16 protein-coding genes, 1 pseudogene and 1 riboswitch are annotated in these 19,907 nt (G+C 48.4%); of the genes and pseudogenes, 3 read left to right on the forward strand and 14 right to left on the reverse strand.

What is annotated here, in order from left to right:
- Nucleotides 1-36: 36 nt before the first annotated feature.
- From JI735_RS08130 to JI735_RS08190, 13 genes and pseudogenes are all read right to left on the reverse strand, one after another.
- The gene (locus JI735_RS08130) at nt 37-1,077 is read right to left on the reverse strand and encodes a C40 family peptidase (protein WP_039832628.1); all 1,041 of its coding nucleotides are present in this window, start codon (nt 1,075-1,077) and stop codon (nt 37-39) included.
- Nucleotides 1,078-1,207: 130 nt separating this feature from the next.
- Nucleotides 1,208-2,590, reverse strand: a complete 1,383-nt coding sequence (locus tag JI735_RS08135; RefSeq protein WP_039832629.1) for an amino acid permease — start codon at nt 2,588-2,590, stop codon at nt 1,208-1,210.
- 169 nt (nt 2,591-2,759) lie between these two features.
- Nucleotides 2,760-2,840, reverse strand: a riboswitch (glycine riboswitch).
- 112 nt (nt 2,841-2,952) lie between these two features.
- Nucleotides 2,953-3,963 (reverse strand): AAA family ATPase, encoded by a 1,011-nt coding sequence (locus JI735_RS08140; RefSeq protein WP_039832630.1) that lies wholly within the window; start codon nt 3,961-3,963, stop codon nt 2,953-2,955.
- Nucleotides 3,960-4,637: a nicotinamide riboside transporter PnuC gene (gene pnuC, locus JI735_RS08145; RefSeq protein WP_233476311.1), complete on the reverse strand. Its 678-nt coding sequence runs from the start codon at nt 4,635-4,637 to the stop codon at nt 3,960-3,962. Before pnuC ends, JI735_RS08140 begins: the two co-directional genes overlap by 4 nt.
- A gap of 215 nt (nt 4,638-4,852) precedes the next feature.
- Complete coding sequence (locus JI735_RS08150; protein WP_051051398.1) at nt 4,853-5,770, reverse strand: sensor histidine kinase; 918 nt, start codon at nt 5,768-5,770, stop codon at nt 4,853-4,855.
- Nucleotides 5,771-5,792: 22 nt separating this feature from the next.
- On the reverse strand, nt 5,793-6,554 hold the full coding sequence (locus tag JI735_RS08155; RefSeq protein ID WP_039832632.1) for an ABC transporter permease: 762 nt from the start codon (nt 6,552-6,554) through the stop codon (nt 5,793-5,795).
- On the reverse strand, nt 6,547-7,470 hold the full coding sequence (locus JI735_RS08160; RefSeq protein WP_202677311.1) for an ABC transporter ATP-binding protein: 924 nt from the start codon (nt 7,468-7,470) through the stop codon (nt 6,547-6,549). Before JI735_RS08160 ends, JI735_RS08155 begins: the two co-directional genes overlap by 8 nt.
- Nucleotides 7,471-7,553: 83 nt before the next feature.
- On the reverse strand, nt 7,554-8,246 hold the full coding sequence (locus JI735_RS08165) for a response regulator transcription factor (protein ID WP_039832656.1): 693 nt from the start codon (nt 8,244-8,246) through the stop codon (nt 7,554-7,556).
- A gap of 194 nt (nt 8,247-8,440) precedes the next feature.
- Nucleotides 8,441-9,844 carry a phytase gene (locus JI735_RS08170; RefSeq protein WP_039832657.1) on the reverse strand — a complete coding sequence of 468 codons (1,404 nt, stop codon included), beginning with the start codon at nt 9,842-9,844 and terminating at the stop codon, nt 8,441-8,443.
- Nucleotides 9,845-10,082: 238 nt separating this feature from the next.
- Complete coding sequence (locus JI735_RS08175) at nt 10,083-10,751, reverse strand: YdeI/OmpD-associated family protein (RefSeq protein ID WP_039832658.1); 669 nt, start codon at nt 10,749-10,751, stop codon at nt 10,083-10,085.
- A 25-nt stretch (nt 10,752-10,776) separates the two neighbouring features.
- Nucleotides 10,777-12,375 carry an ABC transporter permease gene (locus JI735_RS08180; protein ID WP_202677312.1) on the reverse strand — a complete coding sequence of 533 codons (1,599 nt, stop codon included), beginning with the start codon at nt 12,373-12,375 and terminating at the stop codon, nt 10,777-10,779.
- Nucleotides 12,368-13,080: pseudogene (locus JI735_RS08185) on the reverse strand (ABC transporter ATP-binding protein). The gene JI735_RS08180 and the pseudogene JI735_RS08185 overlap by 8 nt, the downstream one beginning before the upstream one ends.
- A 208-nt stretch (nt 13,081-13,288) precedes the next feature.
- The gene (locus tag JI735_RS08190) at nt 13,289-14,374 is read right to left on the reverse strand and encodes a GntR family transcriptional regulator (RefSeq protein WP_039832531.1); all 1,086 of its coding nucleotides are present in this window, start codon (nt 14,372-14,374) and stop codon (nt 13,289-13,291) included.
- A 290-nt stretch (nt 14,375-14,664) separates the two neighbouring features.
- Here JI735_RS08190 and JI735_RS08195 point away from each other — a divergent pair, with 290 nt between their 5' ends.
- Genes JI735_RS08195 through araA form a run of 3 tightly spaced genes read left to right on the forward strand, consistent with a single transcriptional unit; the run spans nt 14,665 to nt 18,453 of the window.
- Nucleotides 14,665-16,278, forward strand: coding sequence for a xylulokinase (locus JI735_RS08195; protein ID WP_039832530.1), 1,614 nt, complete (start codon nt 14,665-14,667; stop codon nt 16,276-16,278).
- Between the two features lies 1 nt (nt 16,279).
- On the forward strand, nt 16,280-16,975 hold the full coding sequence (locus JI735_RS08200; protein WP_039832529.1) for an L-ribulose-5-phosphate 4-epimerase: 696 nt from the start codon (nt 16,280-16,282) through the stop codon (nt 16,973-16,975).
- A 53-nt stretch (nt 16,976-17,028) separates the two neighbouring features.
- Nucleotides 17,029-18,453: an L-arabinose isomerase gene (gene araA / locus JI735_RS08205; protein ID WP_039832528.1), complete on the forward strand. Its 1,425-nt coding sequence runs from the start codon at nt 17,029-17,031 to the stop codon at nt 18,451-18,453.
- Between the two features lie 132 nt (nt 18,454-18,585).
- On the opposite strand, the gene JI735_RS08210 is transcribed toward araA, so the two are convergent.
- Nucleotides 18,586-19,674, reverse strand: a complete 1,089-nt coding sequence (locus tag JI735_RS08210; protein WP_039832527.1) for an ankyrin repeat domain-containing protein — start codon at nt 19,672-19,674, stop codon at nt 18,586-18,588.
- Between the last annotated feature and the right edge of the window lie 233 nt (nt 19,675-19,907).

The raw sequence follows: 19,907 nt of genomic DNA on the forward strand, positions 1-19,907 counted from the left end.
CAAATTTATCGGTGAAGGACTTTAGGTGCTACCCTATTATAAAATTCTGCGGGCGGTTACGAACCGCTTCTTCCATTGCCCGTCGAAGGCCTCCACATGCACGTTAAGCTTGGTTGAGTATGTATGCAGGAGCTGATTATTCCCGGCGTATATCGCTACATGGCCGATGTCCAAACCGCGTGCGCTGAAGAACAGCAGGTCACCCGGACGCAGCCCGTCCAGCCCGACCTCCTTGCCTTTCTTCGCCTGGTCATAGGACACACGGGGGAGCTCGATGGACAGGGTATCCTCGAATACGCGCTTCACAAAGGAAGAGCAGTCGAAGGTCGCGGTCTGGTCTGGTGAAGCGCCGAACTCATACGGCGTGCCGAGGAAGGTCTTGCCGTAAGCGATCAGAGCATCCGCTTGCTTATCCGCAAGCGAACTGCTGGTGTAATCGGTATATTTCGGTTTGGCAGAGATGTATCCCGTCTGGTTGTCCCCGGTCTTCACCTTCAACCACAGGGCATCGACAACGCTCACCACATGCACCTTCGTACCTGCGGAGAGCAGTTCCGGACTTACGGGAGCGCTCTTCGCATCCGGTAAGCTGCGCAGGTTGACTCCATGGAGAATTGAGGTTTCATAAATAATCCCGGAAGAGATTTGCACGGATTGGGTGCCGGGCACCCAGTCTACCTTGTTGCCCAAGGCTTCGCTGACGAAGCGCAGCGGGATCATTGCCGTATTTTCGGCAATTTGACCAGGAGCCGCCAGACTCAGTGTCTGCCCGTTCAGCTCGGCAGTCAACGCTCCCATCCGGTACGTAAGCGTGGTATCCGCCTTGATTGCGGTGACCGTTTTATCCACGTTGTTCCAGGACAGCTTGGCCCCTTGTGCTTCAAACAATCCGCGCATCGGTACTAACACTGTACCGTTTAGATTCAGCGGCTGGACTCCGGATTGAAGCCGCTGTCCGTCCAGATAGACGGAGATTGCCCGGGCCTCGGCCTGCGGCCGGGCATCTGCATGGACAACGCCGGAGGAATAGAGTGAAAGGGCTAACAGAGACAGAAGTGCAGCATTGCGCTTATCCATATGTTCATCACCTTTTGTATAGATTTGTACCTATACAGTTGGACGAAGCAGAAGCAAAATGGTTTTGTGGTAAATGATGGCACCCTGACAACATGGATTAACCCGAAAGCCACTGTAAAGGGATTGCCGGCTATCTTTCCATAGGCTTAAACCCTTGGATATTTGTTTTTTCCCTCTTTCTTCTATTCATAGAATACAAAACAAACAATAGAATAAACCATAGCGGCGTCAACAATAAGGCCGGGCGCGTTTCTTCAGCAAACAGCATAATAATGAGGATTGCAGCAAACAACGCAAGGACAACATAATTAATAAAGGGAGTCAACGGGGCTTTAAATTTTGATTTGGCCTGCAATTCCGGCTTTGTTTTCTTATACCGCAAATGACAGATTAGAATGACACCCCAGACCCAGATGAAACAGATGGCACTAATGGTGGTCACGATTCCAAAGGCAGTTTCCGGAATAAGCTTACTCAAAAGAGCGCCAACCGACAAGACAAGCGTAGATATGAGCAAAGCGTTGCTTGGCACATGGTTTTTATTCAGCTTGGCAAAATGGGCGGGAGCCTGCTCATTCCTGCTCAAATTATATAGAATCCGGCTTGTGGAGAACATCCCGCTGTTGCAGGCAGATGCGGCTGAAGTTAATACGACAAAGTTAATAATGCCTGCGGCAATGGGAATCCCCACTAAACTGAATGTTTTTACAAAAGGGCTTTCTGCCGGAGTCAGTTCCGTCCATGCGTTGATGGATAATAGGGCAATAATCGCACCCACGTAGAAAAACAGAATTCTTAAAGGGATTTTATTAATCGCCGACGGAATGCTTTTTTCCGGATTTGCGGTTTCCGCTGCCGATACACCCACCAATTCCACACCGACAAAGGCGAACACAACCATTTGAAAGGAAAGCAAAAAGCCTGAAATTCCGTTGGGGAATACTCCCCCATGTGTCCAAATATTGCTAAGAGCCACTGTTCCGGCATCTGTTTTAAATCCAATTACCACCAAAATAACCCCAATGGCAATCAATGCGAGGATAGTCACTACCTTAATTAAGGCAAACCAAAATTCCAATTCGCCAAAATTTTTGACAGTTAATAAGTTGAGTCCTAATAAAATGATTAAGCAGATGACGGCAGGGACCCATTGCGGGATATCAAACCAATACTGGACATACACGCCAACAGCGATAATATCAGCCATCGCCGTCATGATCCAACAAAACCAATAGGTCCATCCGGTTACAAACGCCGCCCGCGGTCCAAGATAGTCTTCGGCAATGTCTGTAAAGGATTGATAACCTGCTTTAGACAACAGAAGTTCTCCCAAAGCCCTCATCACAAAAAAAACGGCGATCCCCACAATCAAATACGCAAAGATGATGGATGGCCCTGCCAGTTGTATCGCTTTGCCCGATCCTAAAAATAATCCGGTGCCGATGGTCCCGCCAATTGCAATAAGCTGAACATGCCGATTCTCTAAATCCCTCTTTAGTTCTTGTGGTGCCACTTCGAACTCCCCCTCTAAATCTAAATAATTTTTCCATGTGAAAAGATGAACAAGAAATGCTGACAATAAAAAAAGAGACTGGATGGGCTCCAATCTCTCAAGGTCATAAGAATAATAAATAAAATACATAAGTGATTCTGACGGTGATCAGAACAACAAATGAATTATCCAGTACTCTTCTGTCCTTTTGCCTGAGATTATGAACCCTTCGGCGCCGGGGAATCCCCACGGTCTCTCCAGAAGCTGCTCCTGCTATAGTGTGATCCATAGCAATCATAGCTTTTAGCTTTTTAGTTTTTTGATGTCAACTTCGTGTAAATATTTTTCAATAGTAATCATAGCCGGCTCTTTTGTCAATAACATTAATTACCTCGCTCGCCAAAATAATTAGAGTAAGGCTCGAACTTTGCCAACACTTCATCTACCTTGCACATCCGTTCTTCAAGGCTGCCCCGGAGCGTAATATAGGGAATCCGCCGTTCCTTCAAGTCTGCAATGATCTGCTTATGGAAAACATGCCGCTTCTGATTCCCGCTGCGGTCCCATGTATCCTCGTAAGGAATATCATCGTCGCACAGGAAAAAAAGGTCATAACGCTGCGCATTTTCCAAGGCGATCCGGGTTAAGTGTTCAGGCGCCCGGCCGTGGTAATCCAGGGCAAACATATAAGTCGTGATCGCATTGGTATCGACAAAAAGATATTTATTCGCTTGCAGTAAAGCCTGCTCTTCGCGATCTATATGGCCTACAGCGATTTCATCGAACGCCTTGAGGCCGATTCTGCGGTCCACCTGATGCTCCGTCCAATAATCGCGTCCGTATTCGCCTGCATAGGTTGTGCAGTACCGCTGTGCTAATGCTTCGGTGATCGTGGATTTCCCCGTCGACATCGCTCCTACAAAAACCACTTTTGTAATGAAGTCCCGATATACGATATCGCTCACATATGCCCGGTACTTGTAAGGATCAGAACGGACCATGGTGGCTGAAACCGGCACCCGCCTGCGGGCTTCATCCACCCGCCGGTCTACTGCTCCCAGAGCGATGCTCATATGCTCTCCGTAGAATTCGCTGGAGTAGAAATGCGTCACTTGCTCACCGTTCAGCAGCCCCAGAATATATTGCTCTTCCCTTATCTCATGCTCCCGGTCGTCCGAATACCCGTCCGGACCATCCCAGGCTTCGATCACCCGGACCGCCGGGTAGAGCTTGCGAATCCAGTTCGCCCGGATATGCAGTGGGATCGTTGTCACCGTCGTCTCATAGATCACTACAATCAGTTCATCGACCTCCTGCAGCGCCGTCTCGATCATGAACTGATGCCCTTTATGCAGCGGGGCGAACTTCCCAAGCGTTAAACCAAGTGTCTTCATGCCGCCACCTCCCTGGCTCCCTTGTTCCAATTGTAGTAGCCGTATACAGCGTTAATCAGATACGCGCTCCACATGACAATCATCAGCAGGCCTTCCCCGCTCCCCTCCAGCATTCGAATCACCCACAGCAGTACCGTGAACATATTGAGGACGATATAGACCAGCCATTGTTCCTTGAATCTTCGAACCATCAGAAGTGTAGCCACAACGGATAACACTGTCGTAATAGCATCAATATACGGTGAATTCTGCCCAGGTATGAAAGATAATCCGAAGCCCAGCAGCAGGCAGCCTGCGATGCAAACCGCTCCCACAAGAAGCAGACCCTTAAGCTCCAATTGGCGCATGGACAGCTTGCCGTGATTGCTGTTATTTTTCCACATGTAGAAGCCGACGACATTCATAGGAACAAAGAAAAGCAGATTGAGCATAACCTCGCCAAACAAACCGTTGACGTAAGCCAAGTATGCATAACCGACCGTATTGTACATGCCAAACACATAACTCATCAGGTTGCCTTTCGCCGCGAGCACCACGCACAGCACCCCGGTGACAAAGACCGTAAATCCGAATAAAGAATCCTTGGAAATCACCGTGAACCCTACAGCAATTGCGGTAAATAACACCAGCCACGACAATTCAAACAGATTCCAGCCGCCCCACGATTTATTCACTTGCATCCCCTCCGCTTCCACCCGATTTGTGCATCATAAAATCAGTTGCATCTTACTCACAACATGATAATAACATATTATTAATATCATTGAAAGTAAAAATGCAACTTTCTCAATATCATTGGAAATGATCTAACGTTAGCTCTTCATGAACATTTCAGAGAGGAATATAGAGAGTGGAATACGCTGGGGGTAATTAAAATATTGGACATCAACTACACCGCTTCCCCTGCTATAGTAAGCTTCCAACGGCAGGTCATCGTTAAGTTGCCTCCGTGCAGCTCCGCTGTCAGTGTGCCGTTCATCTTGTCCATGAGGCTTTTGGCGATGGAAAGGCCAAGTCCCGATCCTTGGGCGGACCGGGTGCGGTCGACCGTATAGAAGCGGTCGAATAGCAGCCTTACATCGATGTCGGTTAATTCCTTCGCTTCGTTCACGATCCTCAATTCGGCTGTCTTCTCCCTGTGCTCGAAGCAGATTTCCACATGACCAGCCGCATGCTTGACCGTGTTGATAAGCAAATTCTCAACGACTCTCCGTACGGCCGATTCGTCGGCATATACAGCCACCGCTTCCTGCGGCAGCCGGATATCCGGTGTAATGTTCCGTTCGTTGAAGCTGTCGTAGAAACCGACCAGAATGTCTGACAGGAGGACATTCATTTCAATCCGCTCGGTCTTAAGCTGATAATCCGAAGATTCGATTAAGGACAGCTCGAAGAAATCGTTCAGTAGCGCTTGCAGCCGTTTCGTGCGATTTTTAACAATTGTGAGGTATTCGTGCTTCTCCTGGGACGTAATAGGCTCTGCTTCCAGCAGTTGAATATAGCCGAATATGGAGGTCAGCGGAGTACGGATATCATGGGAAATGTTCGCAACCGCCTGCCGCAGCTCATTTTCGGTTCGTCTTCTGCGGGCCTCTGCGTCGACTACAAGATCGGACTGGCGGTTAATTTCACCCGCAAGCGCTTCGAGCCTCTGGTCGAATAGAGACACGTCTATTTTTTTACCGGTTGTCCCCTTATTATACCGGCGCAGTTGCGCCGTCATCCGCCCCAGCTCCCGCCTCATCAGCAGCAGACGGGCAAGCAGAAGAGCCGCCACCGTAACCGATACGAGCGTTAGGATAAGCAAGACTCTCCCGCCCCTCTCCTTATTATTTAATCTCCTTCCTGCGGAACACTAGAATCCCGAGCAGTCCGGCTGCGACAATCGTCAGCAATGGCACAAGCAGGAGCGCCGGCAGATCGCCGCTGCCGATACTGGGCTTGCTAATATCGCCCATCAGCTTGAAGATGGAATAATCATACACTGTAGTAAAGAAAGGGATGTACTTACCCAAGTCCCCCAAAATCATATCAATCATTAGGAAAAAAATCATTGAGAAGCCGATCGTCTTGCCGCTTTCGGTGAACACGGCAGTGAACAGCGCCCCGATCGCCGCGTAGCCTGCAGTGTACAGCAGTGTTAGTCCGAGGGCCCGCGGTATGAAGAACGCGTCCACCCCCTCCGGCAGATGACCGAAACCTGACAGCAGTGAAACTTCAGTTGTACTCACAATCGGAAATACTATAGAGACAGCCATGGCACCCACCGAGAAGCCGATCAGCTTGGCGGTGAACAGCCGTCCCCGGTCGTTGCCCGACGATGCGATCGTCTTCATGACACCCGTTGCATATTCACTCGCGATGAAGAATCCGGCCAGTGCTGCTACACTGAATTTGATCACATAGCCATTGCTTGCCATAAACTTAATCAGAAATTCGGCTCCTGTGAACTGCGGATCTCCGCTTGATTTATTGTCAAAATAGTAGAGCAGCGGATAGGCCAATGAAAGAACGGCGGTTACGAGCAGCAGCACCCGGAATGATCTGTCCTTACGCAGCTTGAACAGCTCGGATCTGATCAGATTATACATGCCCGGCACCTCCGATCCGCTTCATGAAATAGCTCTCCAGGTCCTCCCCCATCGGCATAAACTGCTCGATTTCCAGGCCTGCGGAGAACAGCGCCGACGATACTTTGCCCGGCTGCTCCATATGTCCATACAGCTTGATGGCCCCATCCGGCATCACTTCGAAATCGTTGGTACGGAGCCCGTTCTGAATAACCGTTACCGCCTTGTCCGGATTATCCGCTTTGATGTACACGTATTGCTGGCATTTATCGTTGAGTTCCTGGGCAGTGAGCTGCTCCAGCAGCCTGCCGTGATGAATGATGCCGTAATGGCTGGCCAGCAAATGCAGTTCGCTCAGAATGTGGCTGGAGATCAGAATCGTTAACCCTCGTTCTTGATTGAGCTGCTTGAGCAGCTCGCGCATTTCAATGACGCTCATCGGATCGAGCCCATTGGTCGGCTCGTCCAGAATGAGAAATTCCGGATCGCTTAGCATGGCGATTGCCAGACCCAGCCGCTGCTTCATGCCAAGCGAGAAATTCTTCACTTTCTTCCTGCCTGTTCCCTGCAGCCCGACCAATTCCAGCATCCTTGCGACGCAGTCTTTGCCGGGAATGCCCCGGAGGAGCCGGTTCACCTCCAGATTCTCGGCGGCGGTCATGTGGGGGAACAACGAGGGACTCTCGATGATCAGCCCCATCCGCTTGCGGGCGAGGGTCAACGCCCGCTCGTCGCTGGCGCCGAACAGCTCGATACTTCCGCCGGACGGAAAAGCAAGTCCGGTGACGATGCGCATCAGCGTCGATTTTCCGGCTCCGTTCTGCCCGATAAAGCCATATATGGAGCCTTTGCGGATAGACAAATTCACTTTATCCAGCGCTACGCTGCCTTTGAACTTCTTAGTCAATTGATTCGTTTGCAATACATATTCGCTCATTGTCGTCTTGGCCTCCCTTATGTGATAGACCAAGCATAGAAACGAAAACTTAAGAGGGGCTAAAGCCAATTCTTAAGAATGTCTTAAGGCTTGAGCCGGTAGCCCATGCCCCATACCGTCTCGATAAATTCGCTGCCGGGCGCAGCCTTCGCCAGCTTGCTCCGCAAATTGCTCATATGGACGTTGACCGTATTGTCGTCTCCGTAGTATGGCTCATCCCATACGCTTTCGTATAGATTGGCTTTGGTGAATACCTTTTTCGGTGCCGATAGAAGCAATGCAACAATCTCGTACTCCCGGGCGGTCAATGCAACCTCCGCCCCCTCTGCCGTCACCGTTTTGGAATCGGGGTCGAGCACCAGTCCGTTATGCTGCAGTACGCTCGGCACCGCCGGCGGAGCAATCTGCGCATAGCGGCGCAGATGAGAATCGATGCGTGCCGAGACTTCCTCGATATCGAATGGCTTCGTAATGAAGTCATCCGCGCCTCCGCGCAGCGCTGACACCTTGGTCTGCTGCTCACCCTTGGCCGAAATGATGATGACCGGCACACCGCCCCGCCCGCGGATCCATTGGAGCAGCTCCTCGCCCGTCATTCCCGGCAGCATCAGATCAAGCAGTACCATGCTCCATTGCCGCTGCTCCAGATAGAGCAGCGCCTCCGTTCCAGAGAAGGCAGGCTGTGGCACGTAACCGCTTTTTCTTATAATGCTGCACAGCAGCGAGCTGATGTCACTGTCATCCTCGGCTACGAGAATATGAATCGAATTATTCATCTAATCTCCTTATACTGTCTATAATCAGCTATCAATCTTATTTTCTTCAGCATATATGATAGACTATTTTTCCCTCCGGTTCCAGAATAGCCTTCCTCTGGATCGCTGCCTGATGGCTGATTCCTTACTGAATAAATCAAAACAGCCCCCAAGACCCCTGAAAGGCGGGGGTTGGAGGCTGCTGCTAAGAAATATTACTTTGCACTGCGGTCCACAAGTTTACGAGGATCAACTTTGTTGTCCATCAGAAGCGGAGTCTTTGCACCTTTTGCAATTTGATCCCAAGCTACCACTTTAAAGTTCTGGTTAATCTCTTTACCATTGTTGATGTTGGAATCATCCTGTGCGATGAAAATGCCATAAGGGAACTGATCACCCAGTCCGAACCCGAGTACATCAATACCATCGGTTCCCGAGGTGCCATCAGTCAATGGGCCATCGGCGATTTTAAAGCTGGCAAGGTAGGCGTTATTGCCTTCACGGTCATATATCGCATAGCTGTCACTGCCTTGGCTGGAGGCGATTAAGTAACCATGACCATCGGCACCATAGTAGAGAGTCAACCCTTCAATATCTTCCTGCAGGCGGCGTCCGTCCGCAATATCGACAGTGGATAGAGGTTGTGTGCCGCTGTCAGGCTCCGCATTATATTTGTATATCGCGTAATCCTCTTCCGCTATATACATCATGCCATACTCATCATCGGCTACCATTCCTTCTGATTGCGTAGCCAGCTTAAATTCGCGGACGAGCTTGCCTGAAACTTTGCCTTTCCCATTCTCAGTTAGCTCATATTGCTCAAATTCACCTTCTTTACCCAGCACCAATGCGTAATATTTATCTGATTTCAGGCTGTGATAAAGGCTGAATCCGTATACCTCTTCCATCTTCGCTTTAATGGGTTCTGCTACGATGTCAGTCAACTTCCCGGTTGCCCCATCCATGGAAAAAATATCAATCGTGTTCGTAGAACGGTTCGTCGCGCCAACAATATCTACTTTTTTACCGCCAAGCTGAAAATCATAACGAATATCGATATTGTTCATTTTTCCTACTTTATAATTTTGAAGCTCTTGGCCGTTCAAATCATAGACAAGGACGCCTCCACCTTTATTTGTAGCAATGATTTTGGAGTTCGACGGGTTCGCAGAATCGAGCCAGATGGCCGGGTCATCGGCTGCATCCTCGCCATCTTCAACGGCTGCCGTCTCAACCTGGGCGGTTACCGAATAAGGCATGATGATATCTGCGGAATTGATGAACTTTGCATTTTCCGCCAGAATAGCTTGAAGCAGCTTGGAAGGAATGTACATTTTGCCATCGGCTAATTTGACCTCCGCTTCCAGCTCGCCTACTTTACCCGCTAGACGATATTCCTTCTCGCCGGCTGTGAACGTGCCCGCGAATCCGTTCTTCAGCTTGACCAGTGCCGACTTATCATCGCTATCCCAAGTGATTGTTGCTCCGATCCCTTCCATATGCTTGCGCAGAGGTTCATATCCATTCAGGCCTGAGGCCGACGCTGCGTTAGTTGTGGCGGCAGGGAATAGAGCACCTGCAAGGAGCAGCGTAGATAGTACAGTTTCCCATGTTTTCATTGATGTTCAATGTTCCCCTCTATTGTTTATAATTGCTTAACTATAGAAGATGAGTGTAAAAGAAGTATTAACGGACAACCTCGCCTTTGTAAAATGCATAATGTAAATTCAAGACTGAACCTAAAATAATAAACAAGAGGATGCATCATCTTATTATAGGAATATTCAATCCTGTATTGGAAAATTCCAAGTTTTTTCTCCTTGAAACAACTTTTCTGTAAGTGAATGGATATCCCGTTTACGGCTTTCTCCGGTACAAATCGACGCTTTTATACCCCTCACCTAAAATCTTTTTCATTTCTGCCCGCCGTTTTGCTCTAGTCTCCTCTTGTACGGCGCTGTATACATAACGGGCCCAATCCTTCCGGTAGCCGGGAGTCAGGGATTGGTAAAGAGCCAGCGCTTCCGGACTATCCTGCAGCTCTTTTTCCACAGCAGGGATCATAGAGGTATAATCGTCCACACGTTGACTCGGCTTGGAGGACGCATCCTTTTTCTTCCTTGCCTCCTCTTTGAAACCGACAACGGTAAACACCTCATTTAAGCCTACCATACGCGCAAACTTCAGGCTGCTCTCCCCAATATAGCCGTCCTCATCGGCTCCTACTCCTTCAAAAAGGCTGTCTCTGTGAATGTAGGTGGAATAAACCTTATTCCCCTTTTTGGGATAAGCTGCGTACAAATAGCCGCCTTTATTTAAATAGTTGTGATCAATCACTTGATTGACAAGATCCTGAAGCGCCTCCATATTAAGCACGTAGGCAAAAATGAGATCATACCGGCTGGCTGTTAATTCGGTATCATGGTCTCCTAACCCCGTTAAACTATTTTCATTCTCGGGTCTGTACAATACAGCAACTTTCTTGAATTTCTGTAAATTTAATTTGTCTACAATGGTTTTAGCCATGTGCGGGAACCCTCCGTTAGATGTGTTACAGCTTCTGAACCAACCGCTCCCCTTTTGTCTGTATATATCTGAACATCGCTATGCATCCCGCTATCATAATCATTCCCACTCCCGACAAAATGAGATTGCCATTCATATGAGCCAAAAGAAGGGATATCCCCAATGGAATTAATAGACTAATGATTCCTGTGAACATGGATACAAGGACAGCCGCACTCTGTTTGACCACCGCAACTTCACTTGTCCACTCCAGTTTAGGTAATTTCAAATTAATAATAACGCCCAGCATCGCTGAATAACAAGCATATAGCGAAGGAATGACAAGCAATAATAAGCCTTCGATCCATCCCATACGCAGCGATATCATAAGCAGTACACCACTCACAACCACAATCGGCAGTGTAATGGTGAGATTCACGGCAATTTTGCTAAGCAATATGCTTTGTTTCGATACGGGTGAGCTTTTGAGTATCCATAAATGATTACCTTCAAGAGAAATCGCGCTTGACGTTGTACAGCTTAAAGTTACGAACAAGGAAACTATGATGGGAGCCACCGTACTCAGATAATGGGATAATTGTGGAATTTCGATCAGTTCCCCCAGTTTCTCCGGGCTGACAAACAATAAAGCAACCGACATCACCAGTAGAAGAATCATACCCATACTTGTATTCAGTACATAAATAGAAGAACTAAAATACCGGCGCAACTCCTTCTTATACAGCGCACGAAATGGAGAGGATGCCTTTTGTGGCTTCATTATATATTTACTGTTTGCATGATAGGTCGTTAACCCTGTATGAATTGCTTTATATCTTGTACCAAGTACAGCAGCAAATATCATAAATGAAAGTACCGATAGCGCGATAAATAATAACAATGAGCCCATCCGGTACGAGCAAACAGCATCTACATACAAGGCTGCAAGAGGATACAGCTTAAATATCATCTCTGCCAGCCCAGTCCCCATATCAGCAAGTACCTGCTCGTTCCCGTTCATCCCAAATGAACCCACCATGAGTGTAATCATTACGGCAAAGGTTAACACCAGACTGATCATCCGGCTCGCTTTAAACCGGGAAGAGATCCAGCTGATGCATGAGCCAATAACCGTTGCAGCAATAATCGGCAGTAATTGGATAAATAAGAGTGTTATTAGAAAAAACAGATAAAATAACGCCCCAGGATTCATTTTTATAGCATAGACCGCACCTGCCGGCAGCATGACCATCACTGTAAAAAACAAATTAAGCACATAGAGCTGAAGAATGCGGCTTGCAACAACATGACTCGTCTTGATAGGCAGCGACATCACCAAATCGTAGTCTTTATAGCTGAATAATACACCGCTTGCCTTATAGACCGTTGTGAAGAACCCTACAAGAGAAGTAACAGTCATCATAATGGCCAGCAGTAGATCCATCCGCCCCATTTGTTTAAAAGCCAGCGCCATCATAAAGCTGTACCCAAAGGAAGCCGCTGCTATCATAAGCACACCCGCCAGAATACCGGTGCTCAGCAGAAGCGCTTTGCGTCTTTCCTTAACATCTTTGGTATGCAGAGCTTTATTTAATCCAAATGAAGAGAGCAGCTGGATTTTCGTTAATCTCCATATATCAATCATTATCTACCAGCTCCAGGAATACATCTTCCAGGCTATTCTTGCCCTTTACTTCTTCCGTCCTGCCATGGGCTATCAATTGGCCTCCCTTGATGATCGCTATCTTATTGCAGAGCTTCTCTGCCACATCCAGCACATGGGTTGAGAAGAAGATCGCACTGCCGCTGCTGCACAGCTCTACCATGATGGTCTTTAGCATGTGGGCTGCCTTTGGATCAAGGCCGACAAAGGGTTCGTCTAGCACCAACAGCTTGGGTTTATGAATGAGAGCAGAGATTATGGCAAGTTTTTGCTTCATACCATGGGAATACGATGAGATCATATCCCCAAATTCGCCGTAATCTGAAAAGCATCGCTGTATTTTGAAATGAGCCGCTCACGGTCCGCCTTGGATACCCTAAAGAGATCACCAATAAAATTCAAATACTGGATGCCGGTAAGATGATCGTATAGATCCGGGTTATCCGGAATGTACGCAGTTTTCGCCTTGCAGGCTACCGGGTCTTTCTTAATGGAGACACCGTCAATTTCAATATCCCCTTCTTCAAAATCAAGCACACCAACTACTGCCCGGATGGTTGTTGTTTTGCCTGCACCGTTATGTCCAATGAAGCCATAAATATCGCCCCGCTCGACCACTAAGTTCAGGTTATTTACGGCCCTTTTACCCCCCTTATAACTCTTGGTAAAATGTGTGATTGTAAGCATTTCCCTTCACCTCTTTATTGGTGTATGTGGTTTTTGAAAAGCGTATATCTCGTCCTGTACGCCTTTCCAGCAGAATATTTATAATACGTACAGCTTCTGCTGAACGTTCATTTGTCTGCGATAATATCCCAACACAAAAGAGCGGACACCTTGTAGGTGTCCGCCTTATTGCCGGAGCACTGCCGCATATTCGCCAAGAGGCCATTGTCTACTCCAGCGCTCTTACCGTTTCCCCTTCAATTAACACAGGCTGGTAGTAGGTGCTGTTTCGCAGATCCTTCTTTCCTTGCAGCTTCTTAATGACCCATTCTGCGGCATCGCGCCCCATCTGTTCCTGGGGATGTGTTAAGGTCGTCAGCTTAATGCTGGCGTTCTTGGCAATGTAAGAATTGTCCTGGCCAATGATCGATAAATCCTCCGGAATAGCGATGTCCAGTTGCCTGCAGACATTAACAGCTTCCAGGCCAACCTCGTCGTTATAGCAGACAATTGCGGTTAGCACCTCTCTATTTTCGCTTAGGAAGTTCTTCAGGTTGGCGGACAACGCCTGCTTCGTCTCGGTATCGAAGGAGAGCACCTGCTCGGGGTGAAACCGTAATTTGGCTTCTCCAAGCGCTTTGATATAGCCTTTCATACGGTATTTTCCTTGCAAATCATCCATTTTGGCAATGATCCCGATTTGGGTATGTCCTTTGGAGATCAGCTCTTTGGTTGCCAGATAACTGGACTGGACGTCATCGAGACAAAAGAACGGAACCTCCAACTCCTCATAATAGGCATTAATCATGATGAAGGGCACGTCCTGTTCCTTAAATGACAGGTAGTAGGCGATATTGGGATTGTACAGATTGCTCTTCGTAGGTTCAATAATCAGACCCTCTACACCGAAGGACAGCATCATTTCCAGCGCTTTCTTTTCCTGGGCGACATCATTGTTGGTGCTGGCTAACAAAAGCGAATAATTATCCTCATTCAACCGGCCTTCAATCCCGCGGATGATGGACGGGAAGATGTAGTCCGAGATGTAGGTCGTAATCACACCGATGGTTTTATTATTGGAGCTGCCTGCGGATTTGGAACGGAACTGGTGGCTGACATACGTGCCGGAGCCTTTTTCACTTCTGAGAAAACCCTCGTTGGACAGTTCTAAAATCGCCTTCCGAACCGTCTGCCGGCTAACGTTATACATTTCCTGCAATGCGGATTCGGTAGGGATTTGTTCGCCTACAGTATACGCTCCCGATAGAATATTACTTTTTATATCATCAAAAATAACCTGATATTTGGTCTTCACGTTCTTCACTTCTTTCATGATTGTTCAAATGCAAACGGGTCTGCCTGTAATAGTTGTACGTACATATAATACCATGAATATTAGCCTATTATAATCCATAGTCCGTATGTATAAACAGAAAAACTTTTAGAAGCGAAGACAAGACAGATTTTTTCAGTATTTGTAGGTATATCTTATCTATCGCATTGACAAATGTACGAACAAAAAATATACTAAGTCTGTTAATAAAGGAAGCGCCTTCTTTCTATTGTGATATTATAACCGTTTGGTCAGAGAGGAGTCACGTGAGCATGGATCAGAACATCAAGCAAGCGATACTCAAGGGAGAAACCTCACTTGGTATCGAATTTGGGTCCACACGTATCAAGGCAGTGCTGATTGATTATCGTTTTGAGACAATCGCCTCAGGAAGCTATGAGTGGGAGAATCTGTTGGTGGACGGCTATTGGACGTACCATTTGGCTGACATTATCAAGGGGCTGCAGACCGCCTACAGCGAAATGAAGCTGGAGGTTGAGCAGAAATATGGCGTTACCCTTACAACAGCCGGTTCTATAGGATTTTCGGCAATGATGCATGGGTATATGGTTTTTGACGACAAGGGGGAGCTGCTTGTTCCGTTCCGGACCTGGCGCAATGCAACCACTGGTGCTGCCGCAAAGGAATTAACGGATACCTTTAAGTTCAACATTCCTGAACGCTGGAGTATTGCTCATTTATATCAAGCTATATTGAACGGGGAACCACACGTGCCTCATGCCCGGTTCATAACGACCTTGGCCGGTTATATTCACTGGCTGCTGACCGGCAGCAAGGCCATTGGCATCGGGGATGCCTCGGGGATGTTCCCGATTGATGAAGCCGCGCAAGATTATAACGCCCCGATGGTAAAGCAATTTGACGAGCTTATTGCCGCCAAGGGCTACCCGTGGAAGCTGCGGGACCTTCTCCCCAAGGTCTGCCATGCAGGGGAGCAGGCAGGCGTCTTAACCGAAGCCGGCGTTAAGATACTGGATGCGTCCGGTGACCTGCAGCCGGGCATTCCGCTCTGTCCTCCGGAAGGCGACGCCGGTACAGGCATGGTGGCTACGAACAGTGTCAGAAAACGGACCGGCAATATTTCCGTAGGCACCTCGGTTTTTGCGATGATTGTCCTGGAGAAGGATCTTTCGGCCGTATATCCGGAAATTGATATGGTAACTACGCCGGACGGCAGTCCGGTAGGGATGGTTCATGCCAATAACTGCTCAAGCGATATCAATGCCTGGCTGGGTCTGTTCCGCGAGTTCTATGAGGCAATGGGGCAAAAGGCGGACCCGAACCAACTGTTCAGTGTAATGTTCAAAAAAGCGCTGGAAGCGGACTCCGACGGCGGAGGCTTGCTCAGCTACGGGTATTTCTCCGGTGAGAATATTACCGGGATGGAGAAAGGCCGTCCGCTGTTTGTCCGCTCGCCTGAGAGCCGTTTCAATCTGGCCAATTTCATGCGGACGCATCTGTATACCGCTTTTGCCGCTTTGAAGATCGGAATGGACATTCTGACCAAGAAAGAAAATGTCGCTATCGACAGTATTCTGGCTCACGGCGGACTGTTTAAAACCCCAATCGTCGGGCAGAAAATGTTAGCAGCCGCACTGAACGTCCCGGTTTCTGTCATGGCAACAGCCGGAGAAGGCGGAGCATGGGGAATGGCGATTCTGGCTGCTTATATGTCAAACAAAGGTCAGCAGGAACCTCTGGATGACTTCCTTGCAGACAAAGTATTTAAGGCTGCCGAAGGACACGAGATTCATCCGGACAGCGCTGATGTTGCTGGTTTTGAACTGTTCATGGAACGCTACAGCAAGGGTCTTGCGATTGAGCAGGCCGCTGTAGATCATCTGGTAGAGAACTGGAGGGAATAACATGTTAGAGCAACTGAAAGAAGAGGTATTCCAGGCCAATCTGGACCTGCCTAAGCACGGACTCGTCAAATACACATGGGGCAATGTAAGCGCGGTTGACCGGGCAAGCCGCCTGTTCGTAATCAAACCGAGCGGTGTTCATTATGACAAAATGAAGCCAAGCGATATGGTGGTTGTGGATTTCGACGGCAATGTGGTTGAAGGCGATCTCAGGCCTTCCTCTGATACACCTACCCATGCCGTCCTGTACAAGCATTATGCAGAGATTGGCGGCATTGTGCATACGCACTCGACATGGGCAACAGTCTGGGCTCAGGCCGGTCTGGATGTTCCTGTCATGGGGACTACGCATGCCGATACCTTCTATGGCTCCGTTCCTTGTACCCGCTTCCTGACCCAGGAGGAGATTGACACCGGCTATGAAGCGGAAACCGGACGTGTCATCATCGAAACCTTTGAGCAGCGGGGTCTGGATATTATGGCGGTGCCCGGTGTCTTGCTTAAGGGCCATGCTCCGTTTACCTGGGGCAAGGATGCCCATTCCGCAGTAATGAACAGCGTGGTGCTGGAGGAAGTCTCCAAGATGAATCTGTTTGCCCGGGAGCTCAATCACTTTGCCGAAGAGCTGCCGCAGCGGATTCTGGATAAACATTACCTGCGTAAGCATGGCAAAGACGCTTACTACGGTCAGAAATAATTGAAATACATTGGACTTGAAAATCATCAAAATAAGAGAAGAGGATGAGCATTATGTCAACAGTAGGCGCTAAGCAATTCTGGTTTGTTGTAGGATCGCAGCATCTTTATGGGGAAGAAGCACTGGGGGAAGTTAAGGCTCATGCGCAGGCTATGACCGATGCGCTCAATAACAGCGGTGTTCTGCCTTATCCGCTCGTATTGCAGGATCTGGCCGTCAGCGCGGACAAAATCACCTCCATCATGAAAGAAGTCAACTATCGTGACGAGGTTGCCGGCGTCATCACTTGGATGCATACCTTTTCTCCGGCAAAAATGTGGATTCGCGGAACGAAACTGTTGCAGAAGCCGTTGCTTCACTTGGCAACCCAATACAATGAGAGCATTCCTTGGGCTACCATTGATATGGATTTCATGAACCTTAACCAGGCTGCCCACGGCGACCGTGAATACGGCTTCATCAATGCCCGTCTGAACAAGCAAAACAAAGTGGTAGTAGGCTACTGGGAGCGTGCCGAAGTGCAGAAGCAAATCGCAGCATGGATGGACGTAGCGGTTGCCTACAACGAGAGCTTCAGCATCAAGGTTGCCCGCTTTGGCGACAACATGCGCAACGTTGGTGTTACGGAAGGCGACAAGGTTGAAGCCCAAATCCAATTCGGCTGGACCGTTGACTACTATGGTATTGGCGACCTTGTGGAGTACGTAAAGGCTGTGAAGGAAGAAGAAATAGATGCGCTGTTTGCAGAATATGCACAGCTGTATGACTTCGAGTATGGCACCTACAGCAAGGAAGCATGGGAAGCCAGCGTCAAAGTACAGGCCAGCTATGAAATCGCCCTGAAACGCTTCCTGGATCATGGCGGCTATAACGCCTTCACTTCGAACTTCGAAGACCTGCACGGCATGAAGCAGCTTCCCGGTCTTGCAGTGCAGCGCCTGATGGCACAAGGCTACGGCTTCGCCGGCGAAGGAGACTGGAAGACTGCCGCCCTGGACCGCCTGCTGAAAGTGATGAGCCACAACCAGAACACCGGCTTCATGGAAGATTACACCTATGAAATGGCCGCAGGCCAGGAAGCCATTCTGCAATCTCACATGCTTGAAGTAGATCCATGTCTGGCCAGCAACAAGCCGAAGGTCGTTGTTTCGCCGCTAGGCATTGGCGACCGTGAAGACCCGGCCCGTCTCGTATTTGACGGCAAGGCAGGAGAAGGCGTAGTTGTATCCATGGCCGACTTCGGCACACATTATAAGCTGCTAATCAACGAAGTGGAGGCCTTCGAACCGACGGTGCCGGCTCCGAAGCTTCCGGTAGCACGTGTGTTGTGGAAGGTGAAGCCGAACTTCCAGGATGGGGTCAAAGCCTGGATTGAGAACGGCGGCGGCCACCACACCGTAGTGTCCTTGAACCTGACAACCGACCAGATTGTTACCTATGCCAAGCTGGTTGGTCTGGAATATGTCGTTATCAAATAATTAGAGAAACGACCGTTGCTAAATCTTTAAGAGCGAATAAGGCATTTGCTTATTCGCTCTTTTTTTGTGCCCGGATCTGGGGTGTGGCGTTGTTCTTGTCTGCCAAGGGCTAAAATATTCATTTGATTTTCATTAGTCATTTTCCAACTCCCCCTCAAGAAACTTCATGAGGTACACTTCAGGCTGCGCAAGGAACTCTGTAAAGCTGCTTAAATCAGCATACACCTGGTGCTCCACATCATAACAGCCGATCAGACCTTTTTTCTTCGGACTCCAAACCAGCTGCAGGTCAGAGTAATTGTCGATATCGGCTGAAAGACGCAGCAGTTTTTGCCTGCCAACCTTCATCTCAATCGTATCGGTCAATGTGAAAAAGTCGATATACCCGATTTCGTATTCATTTTGCGCCAGCTCAAGGCGCAGCTTGTCTCCTGTAAGAAAGCTGACCAGTTCATCGGTTAATTTATATTTTTTAAGCTCGTATTTCTTGTTCTCCGCATTATGAAAATCAGCCGGTTCCAGCGATTTCAAATAATCAGCCATGACGGTATGCTTATTGCTGACAGCAATCGTATACGGCCGATCGCCGTCTTTTTCCGCTATAGTAACGTCCGCACCGTGTTCAATCAAAAATTTGACCATGGCCATATTACCCATACGTGCAGCCACAGTCAACGGAGTCGCTTGATAAGGATAGACCATATCCGGTTTATTATAATTGATGTCCACTCCCTGATCGAGCAAATATGTGAGAGTCCTCAGGTCATGGTCTGATACGGCTTGACGCAATACGGGACCGCCATGCAGCTTGATATCTAATCCCAGCTCATGAATGAGTGGAATATTGTTTTTGTTGCCATAGTAAGCCTGTGAATATGCGCCTGAACCCGTTTGATTAAGCTTGTCCATCTCGGCTCCTTGCGCTGCAATGTAGCGAACGATGTCCTCCCTGCAATAGCGGACAGCCCGCAAAAAAGCCGGATGATGATGAACATTCAAGTTGACGCCGTGCTCCACCAGCAGCTTTACAACCTCCATTTGCTGTGAGACAAGCGCCAGATCCAACGGACTAAGCGTGGTATGCTTGCTAAGTACAATACCCTCTTCAATATCCCAGCCAGCTGCGATTGCAGCTTGCAGAGCCGGAATATTTCCTTTGTAAATATGCATAGCAATTTCGGGCAATTCCTCGAACTTCCCGATATCTTTCAGGACGATCATCCATACCACTCCTTATTCCTAGTCTTATGAAATCGTTTCGCATCTTTCGCTTACTCCGCCGCCAGCGCCTCTATTCCTCGCGTCATCTTACTTCCATCTTTTCACTATATAAAATGATTGGCCAAATGAAAACTTGGGTAAACTCGGATGAATCAGATACTCCGCTACATTAACATACAACTGTTCACGCAGGCACGTGAATTCACTTTTGCGAGTCTGCTTGGTGTGTGTCT

This window comes from Paenibacillus sonchi (genome assembly GCF_016772475.1).
Classification (GTDB): domain Bacteria; phylum Bacillota; class Bacilli; order Paenibacillales; family Paenibacillaceae; genus Paenibacillus_AQ; species Paenibacillus_AQ sonchi.

What these genes read in the sequence shown, in the direction of transcription:
- JI735_RS08210 (WP_039832527.1), bottom strand. Translation starts at nt 19,674, where the DNA reads ATGATCGTCCTGAAAGATATCGGGAAGTTCGAGGAATTGCCCGAAATT.
- araA (WP_039832528.1), top strand. Translation starts at nt 17,029, where the DNA reads ATGTCAACAGTAGGCGCTAAGCAATTCTGGTTTGTTGTAGGATCGCAG.
- JI735_RS08155 (WP_039832632.1), bottom strand. Translation starts at nt 6,554, where the DNA reads ATGTATAATCTGATCAGATCCGAGCTGTTCAAGCTGCGTAAGGACAGA.
- JI735_RS08170 (WP_039832657.1), bottom strand. Translation starts at nt 9,844, where the DNA reads ATGAAAACATGGGAAACTGTACTATCTACGCTGCTCCTTGCAGGTGCT.
- JI735_RS08130 (WP_039832628.1), bottom strand. Translation starts at nt 1,077, where the DNA reads ATGGATAAGCGCAATGCTGCACTTCTGTCTCTGTTAGCCCTTTCACTC.
- JI735_RS08175 (WP_039832658.1), bottom strand. Translation starts at nt 10,751, where the DNA reads ATGGCTAAAACCATTGTAGACAAATTAAATTTACAGAAATTCAAGAAA.
- JI735_RS08195 (WP_039832530.1), top strand. Translation starts at nt 14,665, where the DNA reads ATGGATCAGAACATCAAGCAAGCGATACTCAAGGGAGAAACCTCACTT.
- JI735_RS08140 (WP_039832630.1), bottom strand. Translation starts at nt 3,963, where the DNA reads ATGAAGACACTTGGTTTAACGCTTGGGAAGTTCGCCCCGCTGCATAAA.
- JI735_RS08180 (WP_202677312.1), bottom strand. Translation starts at nt 12,375, where the DNA reads ATGATTGATATATGGAGATTAACGAAAATCCAGCTGCTCTCTTCATTT.
- JI735_RS08200 (WP_039832529.1), top strand. Translation starts at nt 16,280, where the DNA reads ATGTTAGAGCAACTGAAAGAAGAGGTATTCCAGGCCAATCTGGACCTG.
- JI735_RS08165 (WP_039832656.1), bottom strand. Translation starts at nt 8,246, where the DNA reads ATGAATAATTCGATTCATATTCTCGTAGCCGAGGATGACAGTGACATC.
- JI735_RS08160 (WP_202677311.1), bottom strand. Translation starts at nt 7,470, where the DNA reads ATGAGCGAATATGTATTGCAAACGAATCAATTGACTAAGAAGTTCAAA.